The organism is Paramagnetospirillum marisnigri, from assembly GCF_001650715.1.
In the GTDB taxonomy this organism is placed as follows: domain Bacteria; phylum Pseudomonadota; class Alphaproteobacteria; order Rhodospirillales; family Magnetospirillaceae; genus Phaeospirillum; species Phaeospirillum marisnigri.
Window position 1 is genome coordinate 41,072 of the sequence record NZ_LWQT01000010.1, and the last position, 19,822, is coordinate 60,893.

At 64.1% G+C, this 19,822-nt stretch carries 16 protein-coding genes and 2 tRNA genes; 12 read left to right on the forward strand and 6 right to left on the reverse strand.

The window, feature by feature from the left end; all coding sequences use genetic code 11:
- Window positions 1-58: 58 nt before the first annotated feature.
- The 3 genes from A6A04_RS00195 to A6A04_RS00205 all read right to left on the reverse strand — a co-directional run bounded on the left by A6A04_RS00195 (window position 59) and on the right by A6A04_RS00205 (window position 3,437).
- A complete protein-coding gene (locus A6A04_RS00195) occupies window positions 59-760 on the reverse strand; it encodes an energy transducer TonB family protein (protein WP_172822705.1) in 702 nt (233 codons plus the stop codon).
- A gap of 83 nt (window positions 761-843) precedes the next feature.
- Entirely contained in the window at window positions 844-2,997 is a 2,154-nt protein-coding gene (locus A6A04_RS00200) for a TonB-dependent receptor (RefSeq protein WP_245651028.1), read from the reverse strand.
- Window positions 2,998-3,092: 95 nt separating this feature from the next.
- The gene (locus tag A6A04_RS00205; protein WP_068489224.1) at window positions 3,093-3,437 is read right to left on the reverse strand and encodes a DUF2946 family protein; all 345 of its coding nucleotides are present in this window, start codon (window positions 3,435-3,437) and stop codon (window positions 3,093-3,095) included.
- Window positions 3,438-3,707: 270 nt separating this feature from the next.
- Between A6A04_RS00205 and A6A04_RS00210 the strand changes: the two genes are divergently transcribed.
- Together A6A04_RS00210 and A6A04_RS00215 are read left to right on the forward strand one after the other, a co-directional pair.
- The gene (locus A6A04_RS00210) at window positions 3,708-4,868 is read left to right on the forward strand and encodes a GGDEF domain-containing protein (RefSeq protein WP_068489226.1); all 1,161 of its coding nucleotides are present in this window, start codon (window positions 3,708-3,710) and stop codon (window positions 4,866-4,868) included.
- A 58-nt stretch (window positions 4,869-4,926) separates the two neighbouring features.
- The gene (locus A6A04_RS00215) at window positions 4,927-5,481 is read left to right on the forward strand and encodes an SCO family protein (RefSeq protein WP_082914575.1); all 555 of its coding nucleotides are present in this window, start codon (window positions 4,927-4,929) and stop codon (window positions 5,479-5,481) included.
- Window positions 5,482-5,485: 4 nt separating this feature from the next.
- Here A6A04_RS00215 and A6A04_RS23350 read toward each other — a convergent pair whose 3' ends face one another.
- Window positions 5,486-7,489, reverse strand: coding sequence for a methyl-accepting chemotaxis protein (locus tag A6A04_RS23350; protein ID WP_156612398.1), 2,004 nt, complete (start codon window positions 7,487-7,489; stop codon window positions 5,486-5,488).
- 101 nt (window positions 7,490-7,590) lie between these two features.
- Here A6A04_RS23350 and A6A04_RS00225 point away from each other — a divergent pair, with 101 nt between their 5' ends.
- From A6A04_RS00225 to A6A04_RS00270, 10 genes are all read left to right on the forward strand, one after another.
- Window positions 7,591-8,286: a fumarylacetoacetate hydrolase family protein gene (locus A6A04_RS00225; RefSeq protein ID WP_068489232.1), complete on the forward strand. Its 696-nt coding sequence runs from the start codon at window positions 7,591-7,593 to the stop codon at window positions 8,284-8,286.
- A 30-nt stretch (window positions 8,287-8,316) separates the two neighbouring features.
- Window positions 8,317-9,597, forward strand: a complete 1,281-nt coding sequence (locus A6A04_RS00230; protein WP_068489234.1) for a hypothetical protein — start codon at window positions 8,317-8,319, stop codon at window positions 9,595-9,597.
- A gap of 463 nt (window positions 9,598-10,060) precedes the next feature.
- Window positions 10,061-10,525 (forward strand): DUF192 domain-containing protein, encoded by a 465-nt coding sequence (locus A6A04_RS00235; RefSeq protein ID WP_068489236.1) that lies wholly within the window; start codon window positions 10,061-10,063, stop codon window positions 10,523-10,525.
- Window positions 10,526-10,567: 42 nt separating this feature from the next.
- A tRNA-Pro gene (locus A6A04_RS00240) sits at window positions 10,568-10,644 on the forward strand.
- Window positions 10,645-10,831: 187 nt separating this feature from the next.
- Entirely contained in the window at window positions 10,832-11,140 is a 309-nt protein-coding gene (locus A6A04_RS00245) for an ETC complex I subunit (RefSeq protein WP_068489238.1), read from the forward strand.
- Between the two features lie 14 nt (window positions 11,141-11,154).
- Window positions 11,155-11,231, forward strand: a tRNA-Arg gene (locus tag A6A04_RS00250).
- 69 nt (window positions 11,232-11,300) lie between these two features.
- The gene (locus tag A6A04_RS00255; protein ID WP_068489240.1) at window positions 11,301-12,923 is read left to right on the forward strand and encodes an ABC-F family ATP-binding cassette domain-containing protein; all 1,623 of its coding nucleotides are present in this window, start codon (window positions 11,301-11,303) and stop codon (window positions 12,921-12,923) included.
- Window positions 12,924-13,051: 128 nt separating this feature from the next.
- Window positions 13,052-14,164 carry an efflux RND transporter periplasmic adaptor subunit gene (locus A6A04_RS00260; protein ID WP_245651029.1) on the forward strand — a complete coding sequence of 371 codons (1,113 nt, stop codon included), beginning with the start codon at window positions 13,052-13,054 and terminating at the stop codon, window positions 14,162-14,164.
- A complete protein-coding gene (locus tag A6A04_RS00265) occupies window positions 14,161-15,294 on the forward strand; it encodes an ABC transporter permease (protein ID WP_068489244.1) in 1,134 nt (377 codons plus the stop codon). The genes A6A04_RS00260 and A6A04_RS00265 overlap by 4 nt, the downstream gene beginning before the upstream one ends.
- Before the next feature lie 2 nt (window positions 15,295-15,296).
- Window positions 15,297-15,983, forward strand: a complete 687-nt coding sequence (locus A6A04_RS00270) for an ABC transporter ATP-binding protein (RefSeq protein ID WP_068489246.1) — start codon at window positions 15,297-15,299, stop codon at window positions 15,981-15,983.
- A 12-nt stretch (window positions 15,984-15,995) separates the two neighbouring features.
- On the opposite strand, the gene A6A04_RS00275 is transcribed toward A6A04_RS00270, so the two are convergent.
- Window positions 15,996-16,721: a cytochrome c gene (locus A6A04_RS00275; RefSeq protein WP_068489248.1), complete on the reverse strand. Its 726-nt coding sequence runs from the start codon at window positions 16,719-16,721 to the stop codon at window positions 15,996-15,998.
- Complete coding sequence (locus A6A04_RS00280; protein ID WP_068489250.1) at window positions 16,718-19,819, reverse strand: efflux RND transporter permease subunit; 3,102 nt, start codon at window positions 19,817-19,819, stop codon at window positions 16,718-16,720. Before A6A04_RS00280 ends, A6A04_RS00275 begins: the two co-directional genes overlap by 4 nt.
- Window positions 19,820-19,822 lie beyond the last annotated feature (3 nt).

Genomic DNA, 19,822 nt, shown 5'->3' on the forward strand with positions numbered 1-19,822 from the left:
CTGGGTGGGCGGGGGTAGTGACCCTACTCCCCTCGGCCGGGAATTGGCAACAATCGGGCTATCTGAACTGGAAGGGAATGGCGAAGGTCAATTGCCCGCGCGAGGCGCCGGGCGGCGGCGGCGGATAGGGCGCGGCGCGGCGCACGGTGTCCAGGGCGACCTGGCCGAGGGAGGTATCCGCCTTGCCGTCGGCGATCTCGGCCGATACCACCTGGCCGTCGGCATCGAGGGCGAAGGTGACGGTAACGCTGCCGGGCAGCCTGACCCCACGCGGCTTGTGGGCGGCGATGCGGGCCCAGACCATCTGGCCGTAGAGGCGCAGGGCATCATCCGGGGCCGGTGGGCCGCTGGCCGCCGGGGCGGCAGGCTGTGAAGGCTGGACGGCGGCGATAGCGACGCTGTCCTGGCTGCCGGTCCCGCTGCTCGGCTGCGGCGCGGCGGTGGGCAGTGCGGCCACCGGCTTGGGCAGGATGGGCGGACGCGGTGGCGGCTTGGGCAGGGGAAGGAGGGGCTTGGGCTCCGGTGGGGCGGGCTTCGGCGGCTCGGGCTCCGGTGGCGCCGTCTCTTCGGCGGCGGGCGGCGATTCGGCCTGCAGAATGTCGATGATCAGTCCTTCGGACTGGCTGGGGGCGACGGGAATGGTGGTGGCGTGGATCATGGCCGCCAGCAGCGCCGCATGCATGACCAGGGACAGCGCGGCGCAGGCGCGGCCGCCGGGTCCCGTGGATACGGGGCGGGGCATCTCCGCGCTGTGGATCATGTCGCCGTGGCCCATGGAAGGAGCCTTTTCAAAAAGTCCGGAGGGAGGCGCGGCACGCGGGCCATCCTCCCTCCGGGGATGGGTTAGAACTTCACGGTCACGCCCGCGTTGAACGAGCGGCCCGGCGCGGGAAGGGCGCCAACCTGGCCCGCCTGGTTGTTGTAGCGCCAGTCGGCGTAATCGACGCCGCCCAGCGGGTGGTAGTAGCGCTTGTCGAACAGGTTATCGATGCCGAGGTTGAGCGAGACGCTCTCCCAGTCATAGCCCGAGCGGATGTTGAGCAAGGCATAGCCGGGGGTCTTCGGCTCGCGCCGGAGATTGTCCACCTGGCTCTTGGCGCCGACCAGGGCCAGTTCCAAGGCACTCCTCCAGCCGCCAATACTGTGTTCCAGCGTGGTTTTGGCATTGATGGGCATCATGTGATAGAGGCTCTTGCCGGTATTCACGGTCTCGCCGTGCACCCAGCCCAGCACGCCCCACAGCCTGACCTTGCCGTAGGACTCGTCCTTCAGCAGGGTGGTGGAGCCCGAAACGTCGACGCCGTAAAGCAGCGCGTCGTGATTGGCCAGCCGCAGCAAGGGGAAGGCGCTGTTGCTGGAGGTCACCACCGAGTCGTAGTTCACGCCGATATAGTCCACCACATAGGTGGCATAGGGGGTGACCTTGGCGCTCCAATCCGACTTGGCGGCGTCGTGCAGGCCGATGGAGGCGCTGACGGTATGGGCCACCTCGGGCTTCAGGTTCATGTCGCCCACATAGCCGTTGGCGTCGCCGAACCAGTTGTTCATGTAGGCGTCCATGGAATTGACGCCCCAGGAATACCGCTCGTACAGGCTGGGCGAACGGCTCTTGCGGGCATAACCCAGTTCATTGGTGCTTTGCGTGGTCGGCTCGAAGCGGACCAGGGCGGTCATGTCGAAATTATAGTCGACCCGGCTGCGGTCGCGGGAATTGAACGCCGCCGCGGCTGCATCCTCGGTACCGCACATCATGGCGCCGCAGCCATAGGAATTGACGTTGCCGGTGTTCATGATGACAGTGTCGTTGCGCAGGCCCAACTGGGTGGTCCATTCCGGGGTCCACTTGTTCTCCCACTCGACAAAGGTGCCGATACGGTCGCGGCGGCCGTCATTGATGTTCTTGAAACTGTCGGGGGCCATCATCGCCGAGCCCTTGACCGGCGGCCACCAGTCGTCCAGGCGGAAGCTGTGCAACTCGTTGCCGATGCGGAAGGTGTGGGTCTTGAACGCCGGGATCTCGGCCTTGACCGAATAGCCGAGATCGGTGCCCTTGGTCTTCATGGGCATGGTGCCGGGCTTTTCTCCGGCGATCATGTCCATGGAATGCTGGACCAACTGCCAGTAGGCCTTGGCCTCGACCTTGCCCCAGTCGAACTCGCCTTCCCAGCGTCCGTTGACGAAGCGGCCGATATTGCCGGTCAGGTCCATGCGCTGATTGGCGAAGCCTTCCTTGGGTATCTGCTGCACGCCGCCCTGCAGGGCGACAAGGTGGCGTTCGCTGCGTGCCGCCAGGGTGACGGCATGGTTGCGGGATTCGTACAAGGTGGCGTGGACCGCCTTGTGGTCCTCGCCGCCCGCGTAGTAGTCGCGGCCTTTCACCAGCGATCCGTTATAGCCCAGGCTGAATGTCTCGTTGGCGGCGGTCAGGGCGGCCGAGGTGCCGAAGCCGTCATTGACGCTGCGGTAGAAGGCCGACACCTGACCCTCGGTATGAAATGCCTTGCCCGCCGGGGCGAAGACGGGGGGCAGCGACTTCACGACGATGGAGCCGCCGATATTGTCGCCACCGGCGCTGACCGGCGACAGGCCGGTCCACACGTCCAGCACCGATATCCGCGACGGATCGATATAGGACAGGGCGGGATTCATGTGGTTGGGGCAGGCGGAGGTCAACTGCATGCCGTCCACGGTGATCTTGATGCGGTCGTCGCCCAGGCCGTGGATGGTGGGAAGGGCCGAGACGCCGCCGCCGGTATAGAAGTCCACCCCGGGCACGTCCTGGATCAAGGAGGTGGAATCCGTCGCCCCGGCCCGCTTGCGATAGAGCTCGGGCGCGAAGACGGTGGCCTCGGTCGGCGGCAAGGCCATGTCACCCACGGTTTCCACCTGGATCGGCGGCAACGGGGTGGCGGTCTGGGCGGCGGCGGGAAGCGCCGCCGCCGTCAGCCCCGCCGCCAGGGCAAGGGCGGAGGTGGTGTAATTCAACGGTCTGAACATGATGTGATTCCCCTGCGCCAAGGCTCGCGGCCTTGGGCGAATTCCGATGGGACGCGTCGCCTGGAAGCGGCACGCCGATGATCGACACGGAAGCGTCAGGCGAGGGGAGGGGCGCGGGCCGAATAGGCAGAGGCGATACGCCCAGGACGTGCCTGGGTCGGGGCCAATGCATAGGTAACATCCGAGGCGAGGCGCGACGGAAGGGTCTGATCCGCCGAGGGCGGGGGCAGCATGGCCGTCCGGCCGACTTGGCAATAGGTGCAGCAGTCGTGGACCGAGCCGGTCTTGCCGGGGGCACTGTCTCCCGCATCATTGACCGAGCGGGGGCTGTGGCAGATTTCCCCGGCGACCAGGGGGTCAGGCCAATTCGTCCCGAGATGGGAGAGTGCCTCGGACAGGGAGCCGACGAACAGCGACACGGCCAGCAGGATCGCTGCCATGCTTCGCCAGGTTCTGGTCGTCGACAAACGGGGGCTCATACTTTAGCGGTCCATAATATTCAGTGATGGTGTCTGGAGAATTTCTTGAATCCAGAAGGCCAAGCTCTTGATACACGCCACCAGTAGCAAAGACCACCATCTGTCGGCATGACCCATGTCAAGAACGGGGGGGGCAGCGATGTTTTCGGTCTGTGACAAGGCGTCACTTCAACTTCCTATCCATTTGATCTAATGTCTCGGAGGGATGGGTCTAGGGCTGAAGGAATAGGGGTGAGTTTCGACACCAAGACCCTGTGGGTAGCGCTGGCGGTCAGCAACATGCTGTTCGGCCTGTTGATGCTGGCCTATGCAAATCCCGGCGGCGATCGCTCCATCAGCCGCACCTGGGCCATCGGGCAGGTGGTCAAGGGGGTGGCCATCGTCCTGATCGTCCTGAAGACGGCGTTGCCCTATCCGGTCAGCTTCGTCGGCAACTCCCTCTACATGGTTGGCCACTTCCTCGAACTGCTGGCGTTTCTCGCCTATGCGGGACAGTCCTGCCGACGGGGGCAAGCCCTGGGAGTGCTGCTGGGGTTGCTGGCGCTGTACAATCTGGCCGTGGGCTTGATTCCGTTCGGAGCCGAGCCTCGCCATATGGCGGTGCTGTTTTCGCTGTCCCTGTGCATCCTCTATACCCTCAATGCCCTGGCCTTGCTGGCGTCGGGGCGTCGGCGGTCGCTGGTCCAGAGGCTGTTGATCGCCAGCAATGGCCTGATCGCCGTCACGGCTCTGGCCCGCGCCTTGGTGGCATGGTTGAGCGAAAGCTGGGATCCACACCAGGGCATGCTGGCCAATCAGGCTCTGTTCCTGGCCGGTTTCATCTTTTCCATCAGCGACGGCTTCGGCTTCCTGCTGCTGGTGAAGGAAGACGCCGACCGCGACCTGCTGCGCATGGCGACGGTGGATGGCCTGACCGGCCTGGCCAATCGCATGGCCTTCATGCTCCAGGCCGAGGATCGCCGCAAACTATGCCTGCGCACCGGCCAGCCCATTTCCCTGCTGATGATGGATGTGGACAATTTCAAGCGGATCAACGACGTCCATGGCCATGCCACCGGCGATGCCGTCCTGCGTGCCATCGGCGAGTTGATGCGGAAGCAATTCCGGGATGTGGATGTCTGCGGCCGCCTGGGGGGCGAGGAATTCGCCGTGGTGTTGCCGGGGACGCCCGTGGCCGCGGCGATGGAAGTGGCGGAACGGCTGCGGCTGGGCCTGGCCGAGACTCCCATCACGGTAGAGGGCGTTTCCCTTCGTATCACCGCCAGCTTTGGGGTTGCCGATCTCGCCTCGCTCCATGGATTGGAGCAGACCATGTCGCTGGCGGACCAGCGGCTGTATCAGGCCAAGAATCTGGGGCGGAACCGGGTGGTCGGCATCCAGCCCCTGGCTTGATCTCGATCATGGCGGGGGAATCGGGGCGGAGGCAATGTCTGCGCCCGAGGAGACTCCCATGTCGATCTTTCTGAGACTCGCCTTGTTGGTGCTGTGTTTGCTGCACAGCGCGTCCCCGGTCCTTGCCGATGCCATCGGCGGGCCATTCACCCTGGTCGGGGAGGGGAGAGAGAGCATCAGCGATAGCCGCTTTCGCGGCCAATGGATGCTGATCTATTTCGGCTATACCTCTTGCCCCGATGCCTGTCCCACCGATCTCCAGCGCATGACCGAGGCCCTGGATGCCCTGGGACCGCTGGCCGAGCGCATCCAGCCCCTGTTGATCACCCTGGATCCCGCCCGCGACACCCCGTCGGTCCTGACGGACTATGTCCGCATGTTCCATCCCCGGCTGAGGGGGCTGACCGGTTCCGTCGAGCAGATCGACGAGGTGGCGCGGCGCTATCGCGTCCGCTGGGTGCGCAATCCGCCCGATGCCCAGGGGGCCTATTCGGTGGACCATACCACCACCCTTTATCTGGTCGGGCCGAATGGCGCCTTCGTGGAGTGGTACAAATCCGGAGTGGCTCCCGCCGCCATGGCCGAGGCCATCCGGCGCAGGCTGGCCCGGTGAGAATTCATGCACGGGTCCCCGAGGTTCGGATTTCTGCCATGAAGTGGTTCACATCGCCCTCCAGGGAATGCACCACCTTGGACAGGCTGTTGGAACTCCAGATGACCCGGACGGTGCCGGCACACGCCATGGTCGAGGCCTTGGCCAAGGTTATGACACTGTCCACCACATCATTGGCTTCCTGGGCGACCTGATCGATATTGGCGGCAATGTCGCGGGTGGCGGCTTCCTGTTGCTGGACCTCGCCCGCGATGGTCGCGGTGACGGTGTCGATGGCCTGGATGGTGGAGACCACGCCATCGATCGCCGATGTCATCTGGAGAGTGGAGTCCTGAACCGCCGCCACCTGCGCGGATATTTCCTCGGTGGCCTTGGCGGTTTGGGTGGCCAGGTTCTTGACCTCGCCCGCCACAACGGCGAAGCCCTTGCCCGCTTCGCCCGCCCTCGCCGCCTCGATGGTGGCGTTCAAGGCCAGCAGATTGGTCTGGGCCGCGATGGCGTTGATCAGAGAAACAATCTCCTCGATGGAATGGACGGTTCTGGACAGGTCCCGCATTTGATCGGAGGTTGAATTGGCCTGGGAAACGGCGCGGCCTGCGATTTCCGTGGATTGGCGGACCTGATGGGCGATGCCGTTGATCGAGGAGGCCAGCTGACGGGTTGCCGCCGACACCACCGCTGCCCGTTCGGTGGTCTTGTTTGCGATATCCCCCAGGGCCATGGAGCAGCCACCGCTTTTTTCGGATTGGCTCGCCATGGAATGGGCGGTCCGCCCGATGGAGGACGACGCCTTCGATACTTCGAGAACCCTGGCCTTGACGGTGGATTCGAAGTGGTCGGCCAGCGTGGTCAAGGCCAAGAGCTTGTCCATCTCGGCGGCCCGTTCGGCGTTACGGCGTTCTTCCTCCAACTGATGAACCCGGAGGAAGGTTTCTTTCGCCCGTGCAATGCCGCGAGCCACAGTACCCAGTTGATCGGGGCGATCAATATCGGAAACGATGACGCCCGCCAATAACTCGGGCTGATGCGCCGAGGCGATGATCTCGTCGATGGCCCGGCCTTGGCGGATCACCGCGCGCGCAAGCCTGAGCAGCATCCATCCCAGCATGCCCCCGCCAATGGTGGCGGTGGCGAGAACGGCCAGCAATCCGGATATCCGATTCCGAAGCTTGAATTCGGCCATGTCATCGCGGGATTGATGAATCTGATCGATCGTCTGGTCAATAACGCCCTTGAAGCGCGCGAAGGAAAGGCGACGGTCGGCCAGTTCGGCCTGGCGACGGTCGAACGTCGCGGTGCGCTCCTGATGGCGGGCGCGCAATTGCTCAACGGCATGGGCCGGATCGGGAATTGTCATGCTTTCCACGACAACCCCAATGAACTTGCTCGCCATGTCATGTTGCCCGCGATAGAAAATCACGGACTGCTTGGCCTCGTCGGCGACAATGAACAGCGATCCCAGTTTGTCTATGCCGCCACGAACCCGTCGGTCCGCGATTCGGTCACGGTAGTCCTCGGCCCCGAATGTCAGTTGTGAACGGGATGTCGACATGGCTGCCGCCTCGGCCAGCAACTGTTCGACGGTGGCCGTGGCTTCGCGGATGATGGCCTTCTCCTCGGCCGCGAATCCGGCTTCTCCCATGGACTGGATATTCGGGATGATGCGGCCGAAGATGATGCTTTCGTAGCCGCTTTCTATGGCGGAGATGGTGGCGTGGGCGATGGTGAAGGATACGGCGACCGTGGCCCCCAGGACGATGGCCAAGGTCGTTATCAGCTCGCGCGCAATGCTGCTGCGAATTCGTGAGAGCATAGTGCCCGGCACCCCCCGAGAATGACTCAAAAGTGAAATAAAACTGTCACAAATGAGTGAGTATTTTTTTGGCGCATTTGCGAATTTCTGCGCTGTGTCATTGATTGACCATGGCAGAGGATACTCATGATACATGAGTTGCACAATTATGTCATAATTGCCTTGTGGCGAGGAACCGTGGTTGCTCTGTTGCAAGGGGGGCTGGCCGTGCTGTCCGGCGAGAAACCCTCGGACGGCTTGTCGCGCGGCATCTTCTCGGCGATGATGTCGAACCGTGACGAACAGGAGTGCCCGCGGTGAGCCTGATCTTTCCCGCCCCCCCGACCGTCTCCGCTCCCATCGACGGTAGCGCCGATCGCTTTCCCATTCACCGCATCTTCTGCGTCGGCCGTAATTACGAAGCCCATGCCAAGGAGATGGGCGCGGTGGCGGATCGCGAGGCGCCCTTTTATTTCATGAAGGGCAGCTACGCCTATTGCCCATCGGACGCCACCATTCCCTATGCACCGGGCACCGCCAATCTGCACCACGAGATGGAACTGGTGGCCGCCATCGGCAAGGCGGGATTCCGCATTCCGGCCGAGACGGCGGCGGATCATGTCTTCGGCTATGCCTGCGGCCTGGACATGACCCGGCGCGACCTGCAGTTCGCCGCCCGCGACAAGCAGCGGCCGTGGGATTTCGGCAAGAATTTCGAGAACGGGGCGGTGCTGTCGGCCATTGTTCCCGCCACTCGCATCGGCCATCCCGCCAAGGCCCGCATCACCCTGTCGGTCAACGGCCAGACCCGCCAGGATTCCGATATCGACCAGATGATCCATCCGGTTCCGGCGCTGGTGGCCTATCTGTCCCAGTATTATCATCTGGAGCCGGGTGACCTGATCTATACCGGCACGCCGGAAGGGGTGGGGCCGGTCAAGGCGGGCGACCGCATCGAGGGCAGCATCGACGGCGTCGGCTCCATCGGCCTGACCATCGGCCCGGCGGAATAGACAGGGTCGGGCCGCGTCGTGCCACCCGTCATGACCGCCTTCGACCTCTATCGCGCCGGTCGCCCCGCCGAAGCCTTGACCGTGGCCAATGCCGCGCTGGCGGGAGATCCCGCCGACGAGGGCGCCGCCTGCGCCATGGGCTGCGCCCTGGTCATGCTGGGCCGCGCCGCCGAGTTGCCCCGGCTGGCCGAGCATCTCAATCTGGCGGCGGGCGAGGCCAAGGGCTGGATCATCACCGCCACCGTGCTGCATTGCCTGTTGGGCGACGGTCATCACCAGGAGCTGGTGGCGGCCGAGCAATCCATCGCCCAGGACAGCCCGGTCCATATCCTGGCCGTCTATTTCGGCGGTTGCGCCCGCATGATGCTGGGCGACATGGGCAGCGCGGTGGACCGCTTCGACTGGTTCCGCCGCCATGTTCGCTTCTATGCCGCCCATATCAATTTCAGCGCCCATCCGCTGCTCAGCATGGTCTATCGCCAGGGGCGCTGCATCGCCGGTCCCGACGAGATCGATCGCCGTCTCGCCACCCCAAGGACTTCGCCCGCGTCGCGGCTGGTGGGCGAGATCGCGGCGGGCGAGGGGCCTGTGCTGTTCACCTGCCTGGACGATCGCTATTTCACCCTGTTCGGCCCGGCCTTCGTCGAGGCCAACCTGGCCGCCAATCCCTCCACGCCGCTGGTGCTGCATGTCATCGGACCGTCGGAGGCGAGCCTGGAAAGGCTGGAGGCCCTGGCGCTATCTTTTTCCGGACGCTTTGCCGCCAGCGTCGAGGACCGGCCGCTCTTCTCGACGGTGACCTATTTCGCCTCGGCCCGCTTTTTCGTGGTGGAGCAATTGCTTGCCCGGTTCGGACGGCCGATGATCTCGCTGGATGGCGAGGTGAGGGCGGCGGTGGAAGGGCTGGGGCTGGCCTCGGCCTGTCGCAACCTGGATTTCGCCTGCTTCGGCACTGGCCGCGACGAGCCGGGCTCGGTCTGGCAAGCCTCGGTGATGTGGTTCGGCACCTCTGCCGACGCCCGCGGCTTCATCCACGCCCTTCAGGCCTATTGCCTGCCAGAATTGGGGCATCCCAGCCTGCTGACCTGGCAGTTGGACCAGGCGGCCCTGTTGGCGTGTAGCCATTATTTCCAGGTTCGGGGCTTGCCGCTTGCCTTCGGCGATCTGCGCCATCTGCTGGGGATGCCCCTGGTGGATGCCATCGCGGATATCGTCTCGGCCGAGGCCAAGGAGGACGACAAGCACGGCAAGATGGCGGGGGAGGTTCGGGCGGTGGGGGCGGAGTTGGGGCGGCTTTACACCAGCTTGTGAAAGGCCCGCACGGGCGCCCGGAAAGCGGAAACGCCGCACTGTGCGGCGGCGTTTCCCTGCTGAGGAGGGTGGGGATGGGCGGGAAGGCCCCCCTTAGCAGATTTTCCGGAACCGGGATTTCGGCGGTTGCCTCTGTCCGGCTCACAAAAGTTAGACTAGCAAAGTATTCGGTGGATTAAAACAGGAAGATCACCCGCTCAATTTTACTCAAATCAAAGATCAACTACGTGGCTATTTAATAATGCATTTGCATAAAATTTTATGAAAATGCTGACTTTATAGGAATTCAGCGCCTTTGGTCCGACCAGTCTGGAGTGGTTTTAGGCTTCGGCTGAGGCGAGATGGTATAGTTCCAGCCGATGGCGTCTATCTGCGTCTAGAATAAAATCCTATATATGGGCGCGCTTGTCTCCGAAGTGGAAGCGGCGCAGCTTGGAAGAGAAACTTTTGGGGAAGGTGGGGGATGATGCCACGAGTCCTTTTTTCTATCCTGATGCTGCTGGTCTTGACTGGTCCTCCCGCCCTGGCGCAGTCGGTGACCTTTCCCACATCGCATCTCGACCTGGTCACCGACCAGGGGCGTCGCCATTCCTTCCGGGTCGAATTGGCCTCAAGCCCTGACCAACTGGCCCAGGGACTGATGTTTCGCCGGTCACTGGAGCCGGATGCGGGCATGCTGTTCGATTTCGGTCAGTCGCGGCCCGTTTCCATGTGGATGAAGAACACCCTGATCCCGCTCGATATGCTGTTCATGGACCGGCGGGGGCGGGTTGTCCATGTGGAGGAATTCGCGGTTCCCGGCAGCCTGATTCCCCGAGGACCCAACGAACCGATTCTTGGCGTGCTGGAACTGGCGGCCGGTACGGCGCGGCGCCTGGGGCTGAAGCCCGGCGATCGGGTGGAGCACCCCATGTTCAAGCAGCCCTGATGGCCTTGCCATTCGGGGCGAAACCCCTTACAAACCGCCCATCGGGGTGTAGCTCAGCCTGGTAGAGCGCCAGCTTTGGGAGCTGGATGTCGTAGGTTCGAATCCTATCGCCCCGACCATTTCCCAGCCGCGTTGGTTCGATGTGTCGGCCATGTCGATGACAAAGGTCGAGCGGAAACGCGCATTGCCGGTTTTGCGCGGCTGTGCTAACCCTTCGTCGGACAATTTGGGGCATTGGTTTGCCGATGCCCGGGACAGGACGCGGCGCCCAGCGCCATCATTGGATTGACGAGCAGGAGAACCCCGATGCAGGTCCGCATCTATCGCCCGGCCAAGACCGCCATGCAGTCCGGACGTTCCGGCAATGCCAAGTCCTGGGTGCTTGAGTATGAGCCCGCCGCTCCCAAGCAGCCGGACAATCTGATGGGCTGGCTGGGTTCGGACGATACCCGGTCGCAGTTGCGCATCAAGTTCGACAGCTGTGACGCGGCGGTGGCGTTCGCCAAGAAGAAGGGGCTGGACTATCAGGTGTTCGCCGAGAATGCCCGTCAGCAGAAGCCCAAGAACTACGCCGACAACTTCCGCTACGACAAGCTGGAATTCGGCCGTTTCTGATCAATAGGCCAACAGCGCCCTTAGCTCAGTTGGATAGAGCAGCCGCCTTCTAAGCGGCAGGCCGCTGGTTCGAATCCAGCAGGGCGCGCCATTTCCACGGCAATCAAGACAACCTCTGGCGCGCCGGAAGACCTGCCACGCTTCGGGAATCCTGCCGCACATGATCCGTTTCGAAAATATCAGCAAGCAGAACAGTCACCGGATTCTCTTTCTCGACTCCTCCGCCGCTCTCAATCGGGGTGAAAAGATCGGACTGGTCGGTCCCAACGGGGCGGGCAAGACCACGCTGTTTCGGATGATCACCGGCGAGGAAGCGCCCGACGCCGGTCAGGTGTCCATCGAGAAGCAGGTGTCCATCGGCTATTTCAACCAGGATGTGGGCGAGATGTCGGGCCGTAGCGCGGTCGCCGAGGTGATGGACGGCGCCGGGCCGGTCAGCGCCGTGGCGGAAGAGCTGGCCGCGCTTGAGGCGGCCATGGCCGATCCCGACCGCGCCGACGAGATGGACACCATCATCGAGCGCTATGGCGAGGTTCAGGCCCGCTTCGAGGAACTGGGCGGCTACGAGTTGGAGGGCCGCGCCCGCGAAGTGCTCGCGGGCCTCAGCTTCAGCCAGGAGATGATGGACGGCGATGTGGGGACGCTGTCGGGCGGCTGGAAGATGCGCGTCGCCCTTGCCCGAATCCTGCTGATGCGGCCCGACGCCATGCTGCTGGACGAGCCCAGCAACCACCTGGACCTCGAAAGCCTGATCTGGCTGGAGGGCTTTCTCAAGGGCTATGACGGTGCCCTGCTGATGACCTCGCACGACCGCGAGTTCATGAACCGCATCGTCACCAAGATCATCGAGATCGATGGCGGAACCCTGACCAGTTATTCCGGCGACTATGAGTTCTATGAGCGCCAGCGGGCGCTGAACGAAAAGCAGCAACAGGCACAGTTCGAACGCCAGCAGGCCATGCTGGCCAAGGAAATCAAATTCATCGAACGCTTCAAGGCCCGGGCCTCGCACGCGGCCCAGGTGCAAAGCCGGGTGAAGAAGCTGGACAAGATCGAACGGTTCGAGCCGCCGCGCCGCCGCCAACTGGTGGCCTTCGACTTCCCGCCCGCTCCGCGCTCGGGCGAGGACGTGGCGGTGTTGCGCAATGTCCACAAGAGCTATGGCAGCCGCAGCATCTATCAGGGGTTTGATCTCACCATCCGCCGCAAGGAGCGCTGGTGCGTCATGGGGGTCAATGGCGCGGGCAAGTCGACGCTGTTGAAACTGGTGGCGGGGGCTGCCGAGCCGGATACGGGAACCGTCTCGGTCGGGGGCAGCGTCCGCATGGGCTATTTCTCCCAGCATGCCATGGAGGTTCTGGACGGCGAGTCCACGGTGTTCGAGACCCTGGACTCCACCTTTCCGACCGCCAATCAGGGGTCGCTGCGGGCGCTGGCGGGCTGTTTCGGCTTTTCCGGCGACGACGTGGAAAAGAAGTGCCGCTTTCTGTCGGGGGGCGAGAAGGCCCGGCTGGTCATGGCGCTCATGCTGTTCAATCCGCCCAATTTCCTGGTGCTGGACGAGCCGACCAACCATCTCGACCTCGATACCAAGGAAATGCTGATCAAGGCCCTGGCCAATTACGAAGGCACCATGCTGTTCGTCTCCCACGACCGGCACTTCCTGGCGACCCTGTCCAACCGGGTCCTGGAACTGACGCCCGAGGGCATCCATCAATACGCCGGCGGCTATACGGAATACGTGGAGAGCACCGGCCAGGAAGCTCCCGGCCTGCACAGCTGAGGGAGCAACTCCTCCCTTCCGGTATTCAAAATATTAGTATAATCTAAAGTTATATTCAATTCCGGCAGAGGCTCCTGATGCCCCCCAAGCTATCGCTTCCCTCTCGCCGGACGTTGATCGCGGGGGCCGTGGCCGTTCTCGCCGTCGCGGCACTCCTTCGTCTGGCATTCGGCGGATTGACGGTCGAGGTGGCCGTGCCATCCAAGGACGTGCCGATCAAGGTTTACGGTCTCGGCACCATCGAAGCGAAAGTGTCCTCCAAGCTCGGCTTCGCTGTTGGCGGAACCCTCTCGGAGCTCAGGGTCGATGCGGGCGAGATGGTGGCGAAGGGGGCCGTGCTCGGTCGGCTGGACGATGGGGAGCAGAAGGCCAGGCTCGCGGCGGCCCGTGCCCAGTATGACAAGGCCATGGCTCAATCGGCCTCGGCCCGTGCCATCGTCGCGAAGGCTGCCGCCAATCGGGCGCAAAAGGAACGGGTCAGTCAACGGCGCAAATCCCTGGTGGCATCGGGCACGGTCAGCGAGGAAACCTACGGCGATGCCCACGCGGCAGCGATCAGCGCCGGGGCGGACGCCCAGTCGGCTTCGGCCGAGGTGGCGCTGGCGCTGGCGACCCTGGCCGACGCCCGGGCCCAATTGGACTTGAACGAGGTTCTGCTGGCCCGCCATACCCTTGTCGCTCCCTATGACGGGCGTGTGGCGTTCCGCTCCAAGGAATTGGGGAGCGTTCTGGCCCCCGGCGAGGCTGTCTTCACCGTCTATGATCCCGAAACGGTCTGGGTGCTCGCCTATGTGGACGAGACCCTGGCTGGTGGTGTCGCGGTGGGGCAATCCGCCGAGGTCCGGTTGCGATCGGCTCCGGCCAAGCGCTTTGCCGGTTCGGTGGTTCGCATCGATGTCGAGAGTGACCGCACCACCGAGGAGCGGAGAATCTACATCGCCTGCCGTGATTGCCCCCAACATCTGGGGGAGCAGGCCGAGGTGATGATCGACACCGCCCGTCTGGATAATGCCTTGCTGGTTCCCATCGCCGCCATCCAAGGCTTCGACGGCCGTCAAGGCACGGTCTGGACGGTCGAGGCCGGAAAATTGGCGCGGCGCAAGATCTTCTTCGCCCACCGCACCTTGGACGGCCGGTTGGAGGTGGCGGGCGATGTGCCCGATGGAGCGCGGATCGTCACCCGGATCGTCTCCGGCCTGGGCGAGGGGCGTTCGGTGCGAACGACCGAGGCGTCACCGTGAATCTGGCGCTACGCGACATTCGTCACAAGCTGGGGCGCTTCCTGCTGACCTGCCTGGGGCTGTCCTTGTTGCTGGGTGTCGTGCTCTCCATGATCGGCATCTACCGGGGGCTCGTGGATGACGCGTTGTCTCTGGTTCGTGCTCCGGCCGCCGATCTTTGGGTGGTCGAGGCCGGGACACGAGGCCCCTTCGCCGAGGCCTCCCGCATGCCCGGCGATACCCGCGAGATGGTGGCCCGCATTCCCGGCGTGGCCGAGGCCGGTTCGGTGACCTATCAGACGGTGGAGACCCATTATGGCGGCCAGACCCTGCGCCTGCAGGTGGTTGGCTACGAGCCGGGGCGGATGGGCGGCCCCGCCGCCATCGCCGAGGGACGCGCCATCGCCATCCGCCATGGCGAGGTCGTCGCCGATATCCGGGCGGGAATGGCTCTTGGCGATCGTATCCATCTGGGACGCGACGATTATCTGGTGGTCGGCCTGACCCGCCATCATGTTTCCACCGGCGGCGACCCCGTGTTGTTTCTCAGTCTGCGCGATGCCCAGGACCTGCAATTCCTCCCCAAGCCCGCGACCTACCGCCGGGACCAGGCGCGCGGCGCGCCGCCTCCGGCGCTGGATACCATCAATGCGGTGGTGGCCAGACTGGGGGCGGGCATCTCTCCGGAAGAAGTCTCGCGCGAGATTGGGCGCTGGAAGCATCTCGGCACCAACACCCAGGCCCAGCAGGAAGCCATCCTGGTCCAATCCGTGGTGGAAAAGGCGCGCCGCCAGATCGGTCTGTTCACCGTCATCCTGATGACGGTCTCCACCGTTGTCATCGCCTTGATCATCTACACCATGACCATGGACAAGATGCGCGACATCGCCACCTTGAAGCTGATTGGCGCGTCGGATCGCACCATTGTCGGATTGATTTTGCAGCAGGCGCTGGCCATGGGCCTGATCGGCTTTGGGTTTGGCTGGGTCCTGGTCAATCTGGTGGCGGACAGGTTCCCCCGGCGGGTTCTGCTGATGCCCGAGGATGCGGTGATGCTGGCGGGCACGGTCGTGCTGGTTTGCGTTCTTGCCAGTTCCTTGGGCGTGCGCCTTGCCCTTCGGATCGAACCCGCGGCGGCATTGGGAGGCTGACCATGACGCCCAGGGCACCGCTGGCTGAATTGAGCGGCATTTCCAAGCATTTCGGCGAGGGCGAAACCCGTGTCGACGCACTCCGCGATGTCACGCTGTCGCTCTATCCCTCGGAAGTGGTGGGCTTGCTCGGTCCCAGCGGTTCCGGGAAAAGCACCCTGCTCAACATCATCGGCTGCGTCATCGAGCCCAACCAGGGCCGGATGGCACTTGACGGCAAACTGGTGTTCGATGGCCGCTCCTCCGGCGCCGATCTGCGCCGTTTGCGCCTGGACAAGATCGGCTTCATTTTCCAGTTTCACAACCTGCTGCCCTTCCTGAACAGCCGCGACAATGTGGCGGTGGTCCTGGAACTGGCCGGGCAAAGCAGATCGGCAGCCCGCCAGCGGGCCGACGAATTGCTGGATTATCTGGAGGTCTCCAATCGCGCCTTGGCGTCTCCCTCGCAATTGTCCGGCGGCGAAGCCCAGCGGGTCGCCATCGCCCGCGCCTTGGCCAATCATCCGCGCCTGATCCTGGCGGATGAGCCGACCGCCGCCCTCGACTCGCAGCGGGCGGGGATCGTCATGGACCTGCTGCGCAAGGTGGCCACGGAACAGAGCGCAACCGTTCTGGTGGTCAGCCATGACGAGAAGATCTTCGACCGGTTCGACCGGATGCTGCATGTCCGGGACGGCGTGCTGGGATGACCGGCGGCATGGTCAATGATGGCCGGCATGGGGCCGGGGTGCGGCGGGATCGGTGATGGCCGGGGCATTTCCGAGCCCGTTGGCCGCCTGAATGGACCGGATATAGGCGAGAATGTCGGTCTCCTGGCCGGATTTCACCCCTTCCGGCTTGGGCATGTCGCCGAATTTCCACATATGGGATTTGGCCCCGGTACGGATTGCCGCCAGCACCACATCATCGCCGTGTCCCGATCCGGGAGCGTAAAGCGGGTGCAGCAGCGGCGGTGCCGCGTCCGATCCCCGCAAGGCCGGGCCGTGGCAGGTGGCGCAGACCCGATCGAAGGTTTGCTTGCCCGCGGCCGCCTGGGGATTGAGGGCCGGGATCGTCACCGCTTCCTGAGCGAAGCGGGCCGAGCTCGGCTTGCCGCCCACCGATAGTGACAGGATGGCCGTGACCTTGTCCGCGGCATTGACGGCGATATCCGCGCTCAGGGCCTCGCCATCGGCTTTGAGCGCGGCTTCGACCTTCTTGCCGCCCACCAGCAGGACGACCTTGCCCGAGGCGGCGACTGGCTTGTCGTCGTGGTCGCGCACCCAGGCCCGAACGCCGCCATCGCGGATGGCGAATTCGACGCGCCAGCCTTCGGCGGTTTCCGTGGTCTGCCCGCCATACCAGGCGGCAGCGGTGCCATGCGCCAGCGAGGGCGTCGCGGTGCCGATCAGCAAAAGGGCCAGGGCCAGGGCAGGGACGGTCTTCATGATCGTTGTCTCCGACTTGAGGGGGGCAGCGCCTTGCGGGCGACGGCCAGGAACACGACCGGGGTCAGGATGGTGTCGAGGATGGTCGACGACATCAAACCGCCGAAAATCACCACCGCCACCGGATGGAGGATTTCCTTGCCCGGCTCGCCCCCGGCCACCACCAGCGGGACCAGGGCCAGGGCCGCCACCAGCGCGGTCATCAGAACGGGCGTCAGGCGCTCCAGCGATCCGCGCAGAACCATATCGGGGCCGAAGCTCTCACCTTCGTTGCGCATGAGGTGGAGGTAATGGGACACCTTCATGATGCCGTTGCGGGCCGCGATTCCGGACAGGGTGACAAATCCCACCAGACTGGCCACCGACATGGTTTGGTCGGTGAGCCAGATGGCGGCGACGCTACCGACCAGGGCCATGGGAATGTTGCCCATGATCACCAGGGCCAGCCGGGCCGAACCGAAATGGCTGTACAGAACCAGGAACACGCCGCTCAAGGATGCCAGCGCCAGAAGGGCGATCAGGCGAGCGGCCTCCTGCTGGCTCTTGAACTGCCCCTCATAGGAAATATAGGCCCCCTGGGGCAGCTTGATGGCCGCCAGCTGGGTCTGGACGTCGGCGATGATCGCCGCCATGTCGCGCCCCTGGGTATTGGCCAGTACAACGATGCGTCTTTGCATGTTGTCGCGGTGGATCACATTGGGTCCCTTGGTTTCCACCACCTCGGCCAGCAGCGCCAGCGGCACCTTTCCCGCCGGAGTATCCACCAGGATCTGGCCGAAATCGGCGGTGTGGGATCGCCAGTCCTCGGCCAGGCGCAGGACCACGTTGAAGCTGCGCTGTCCTTCGCGGACCTGACTGACCGTCTTGCCGTTGAGAGCCGCCTCCAAGGTCTCGGTCAGTTGGTCCAGGGTGAGGCCGTATTTCTTGGCCTCGGCGCGGTCGAGACGAAGCTGCAATTGCGGGATCAGCACCTGCTTCTCCACCTGGAGATCGGTGATGCCCGCCACCCCGGCCATGCGGCCACGCGCCTCCTCGGCCAGGCTGCGCAGGGTGTCGAGGTCATCGCCGAAAATCTTGACCGCGATTTCCGCCCGGACCCCTGATAACAGATGGTCGAGACGATGCGAGATGGGCTGGCCGATATTGACGTTGACGCCGGGGATGCGGGCCATCTGTGAGCGCAGATCGGCCAGGATGGCCTCGCGGCCGCGCCGGGACGGCTTCAGGTCCACGTCGATCTCGGTGTAGTGGACACCCTCGGCATGTTCGTCCAACTCGGCGCGCCCGGTGCGTCTTCCGGTGGACAGCACCTCGGGAACGCCGAGAATCAACCTCTCGGCGATGCTGCCGATACGATTGGACTCCGACAGCGATGTTCCCGGCGGCAGCAGCAGATTAACCGTGACCGTGCCTTCATTGAATGGCGGCAGGAAGGTGCGCCCCAGGAAGGGAACCGACGCCGCCGCCACGGCCACCAGGATCACCGCCGGAATGATGACCTTGCGCGGATGGGCGAAGGACCAGCGCAGCAAATTGGCATCCCAGAGCTTGAGCCGTCGCACCAGCCAGGAATCGCCATGGGTAATGGCCTTGGCCTGGGGCAACAGGTAGGAACCGAGGGCGGGCGTGACGGTCAGCGATACCAGCAGCGAGGCCAGGATCGAGACCACATAGGCGATCCCCAGCGGCGTGAACAAGCGCCCCTCGACCCCCGACAGGGCGAAGAGCGGGATGAATACCAGCACCACGATGACGGTGGCATAGACGATGGAATTGCGAACCTCGCTGGAGGCGTCGCGGATCACCTCCATCACCGGCCGGGGCTGCCCCAGGGTTGAGTTCTCGCGCAGCCGCCGCAGGATGTTCTCCACATCCACCACGGCGTCGTCCACAAGCTCGCCGATGGCCACGGCCAATCCGCCCAGGGTCATGGTGTTGATGGACAGCCCCATCTGCTGGAACACCAGGGCGGTCATCACCATGGACAAGGGAATGGCCGTCAGGCTGATGATCGTGGTCCGCATGTTCATCAGGAAGACGAACAGAACGATGGCGACCAGGATGGCGCCATCGCGCAAGGCCCCTTCGACGTTATCCACCGCCCGCTCGATGAAGTCGGCCTGTTTGAACAAGATGTGGTCGGCCTTGATGTCGGCGGGCAGCGCCTGCTTCAGCTCGGCCAGGGCCTTCTCGACCTCGTGGGTCAGGGCCACGGTATTGGCGCCGGGCTGTTTTTGCACCGCCAGGATCACCGCCGGAGCGGCGTTGACCGAGGCGTCGCCCCGCTTGACGGCCGGGCCGAAGCGAACCTCGGCCACCTGATCCACCGTGATGGGGGCATTGGCCCGCCAGGCCACCACGGTATTACGCAGGTCATCCAATTGGACGGTCTGGCCCAGATTGCGGATCAGGAATTCCGTTGCCCGTTGTTCCAGGAAGCCGCCGGTCGTGTTCCTGGAAAAGCCCGCCAGGGCTTTTTCCAGATCGGCATAGGACAGCCCCATGGCCGACAGGCGCGACGGCGAGACCATCACCTGGTACTGCTTGACCTCGCCGCCGATGGGGATGACCTGACTGATGCCCGGAATGGACAGCAGCCTTGGCCGGATCAGCCAGTCGGCCAGACTCCTCACCTCCATGGGGGTGGAACTGCCGGTTTCCGAGCGCATGCCGACCAGCATGATCTCTCCCATGATGGAACTGACCGGCCCCATCACCGGAGCAATGCCGACGGGGAGCTGTTCCCTGACGGTGGCCAGCCGCTCCGACACCAGTTGGCGATTGCGGTAGATGTCCGTGCCCCAGTCGAATTCGACAAAGACGATGGACAGGCCGATGCCGGAGGTGGAGCGAACCCGGCTGACGCCGGGGGCGCCGTTCATGGCGGTTTCCACCGGACGGGTGACCAGGGTCTCCACCTCCTCGGGGGCGAGCCCGGCGGCCTCGGCCATGATGGTGACGGTCGGGCGGTTGAGATCGGGGAAAACATCGACCGGCAACCGGGTCATGCTCCAGCCGCCATAGATCACCAGGACCAGGGCGAAGGCGAGGACAAACAGGCGGTTGGCGAGGCTGAAGGAGATGATGCGGTCGAACATCGC

Coding starts and splice junctions, on each gene's coding strand:
- A6A04_RS00195 (WP_172822705.1), bottom strand. CDS start 760: ATGATCCACAGCGCGGAGATGCCCCGCCCCGTATCCACGGGACCCGGC.
- A6A04_RS00200 (WP_245651028.1), bottom strand. CDS start 2,997: ATGTTCAGACCGTTGAATTACACCACCTCCGCCCTTGCCCTGGCGGCG.
- A6A04_RS00205 (WP_068489224.1), bottom strand. CDS start 3,437: ATGGCAGCGATCCTGCTGGCCGTGTCGCTGTTCGTCGGCTCCCTGTCC.
- A6A04_RS00215 (WP_082914575.1), top strand. CDS start 4,927: ATGTCGATCTTTCTGAGACTCGCCTTGTTGGTGCTGTGTTTGCTGCAC.
- A6A04_RS00230 (WP_068489234.1), top strand. CDS start 8,317: ATGACCGCCTTCGACCTCTATCGCGCCGGTCGCCCCGCCGAAGCCTTG.
- A6A04_RS00235 (WP_068489236.1), top strand. CDS start 10,061: ATGATGCCACGAGTCCTTTTTTCTATCCTGATGCTGCTGGTCTTGACT.
- A6A04_RS00245 (WP_068489238.1), top strand. CDS start 10,832: ATGCAGGTCCGCATCTATCGCCCGGCCAAGACCGCCATGCAGTCCGGA.
- A6A04_RS00255 (WP_068489240.1), top strand. CDS start 11,301: ATGATCCGTTTCGAAAATATCAGCAAGCAGAACAGTCACCGGATTCTC.
- A6A04_RS00270 (WP_068489246.1), top strand. CDS start 15,297: ATGACGCCCAGGGCACCGCTGGCTGAATTGAGCGGCATTTCCAAGCAT.
- A6A04_RS00275 (WP_068489248.1), bottom strand. CDS start 16,721: ATGAAGACCGTCCCTGCCCTGGCCCTGGCCCTTTTGCTGATCGGCACC.
- A6A04_RS00280 (WP_068489250.1), bottom strand. CDS start 19,819: ATGTTCGACCGCATCATCTCCTTCAGCCTCGCCAACCGCCTGTTTGTC.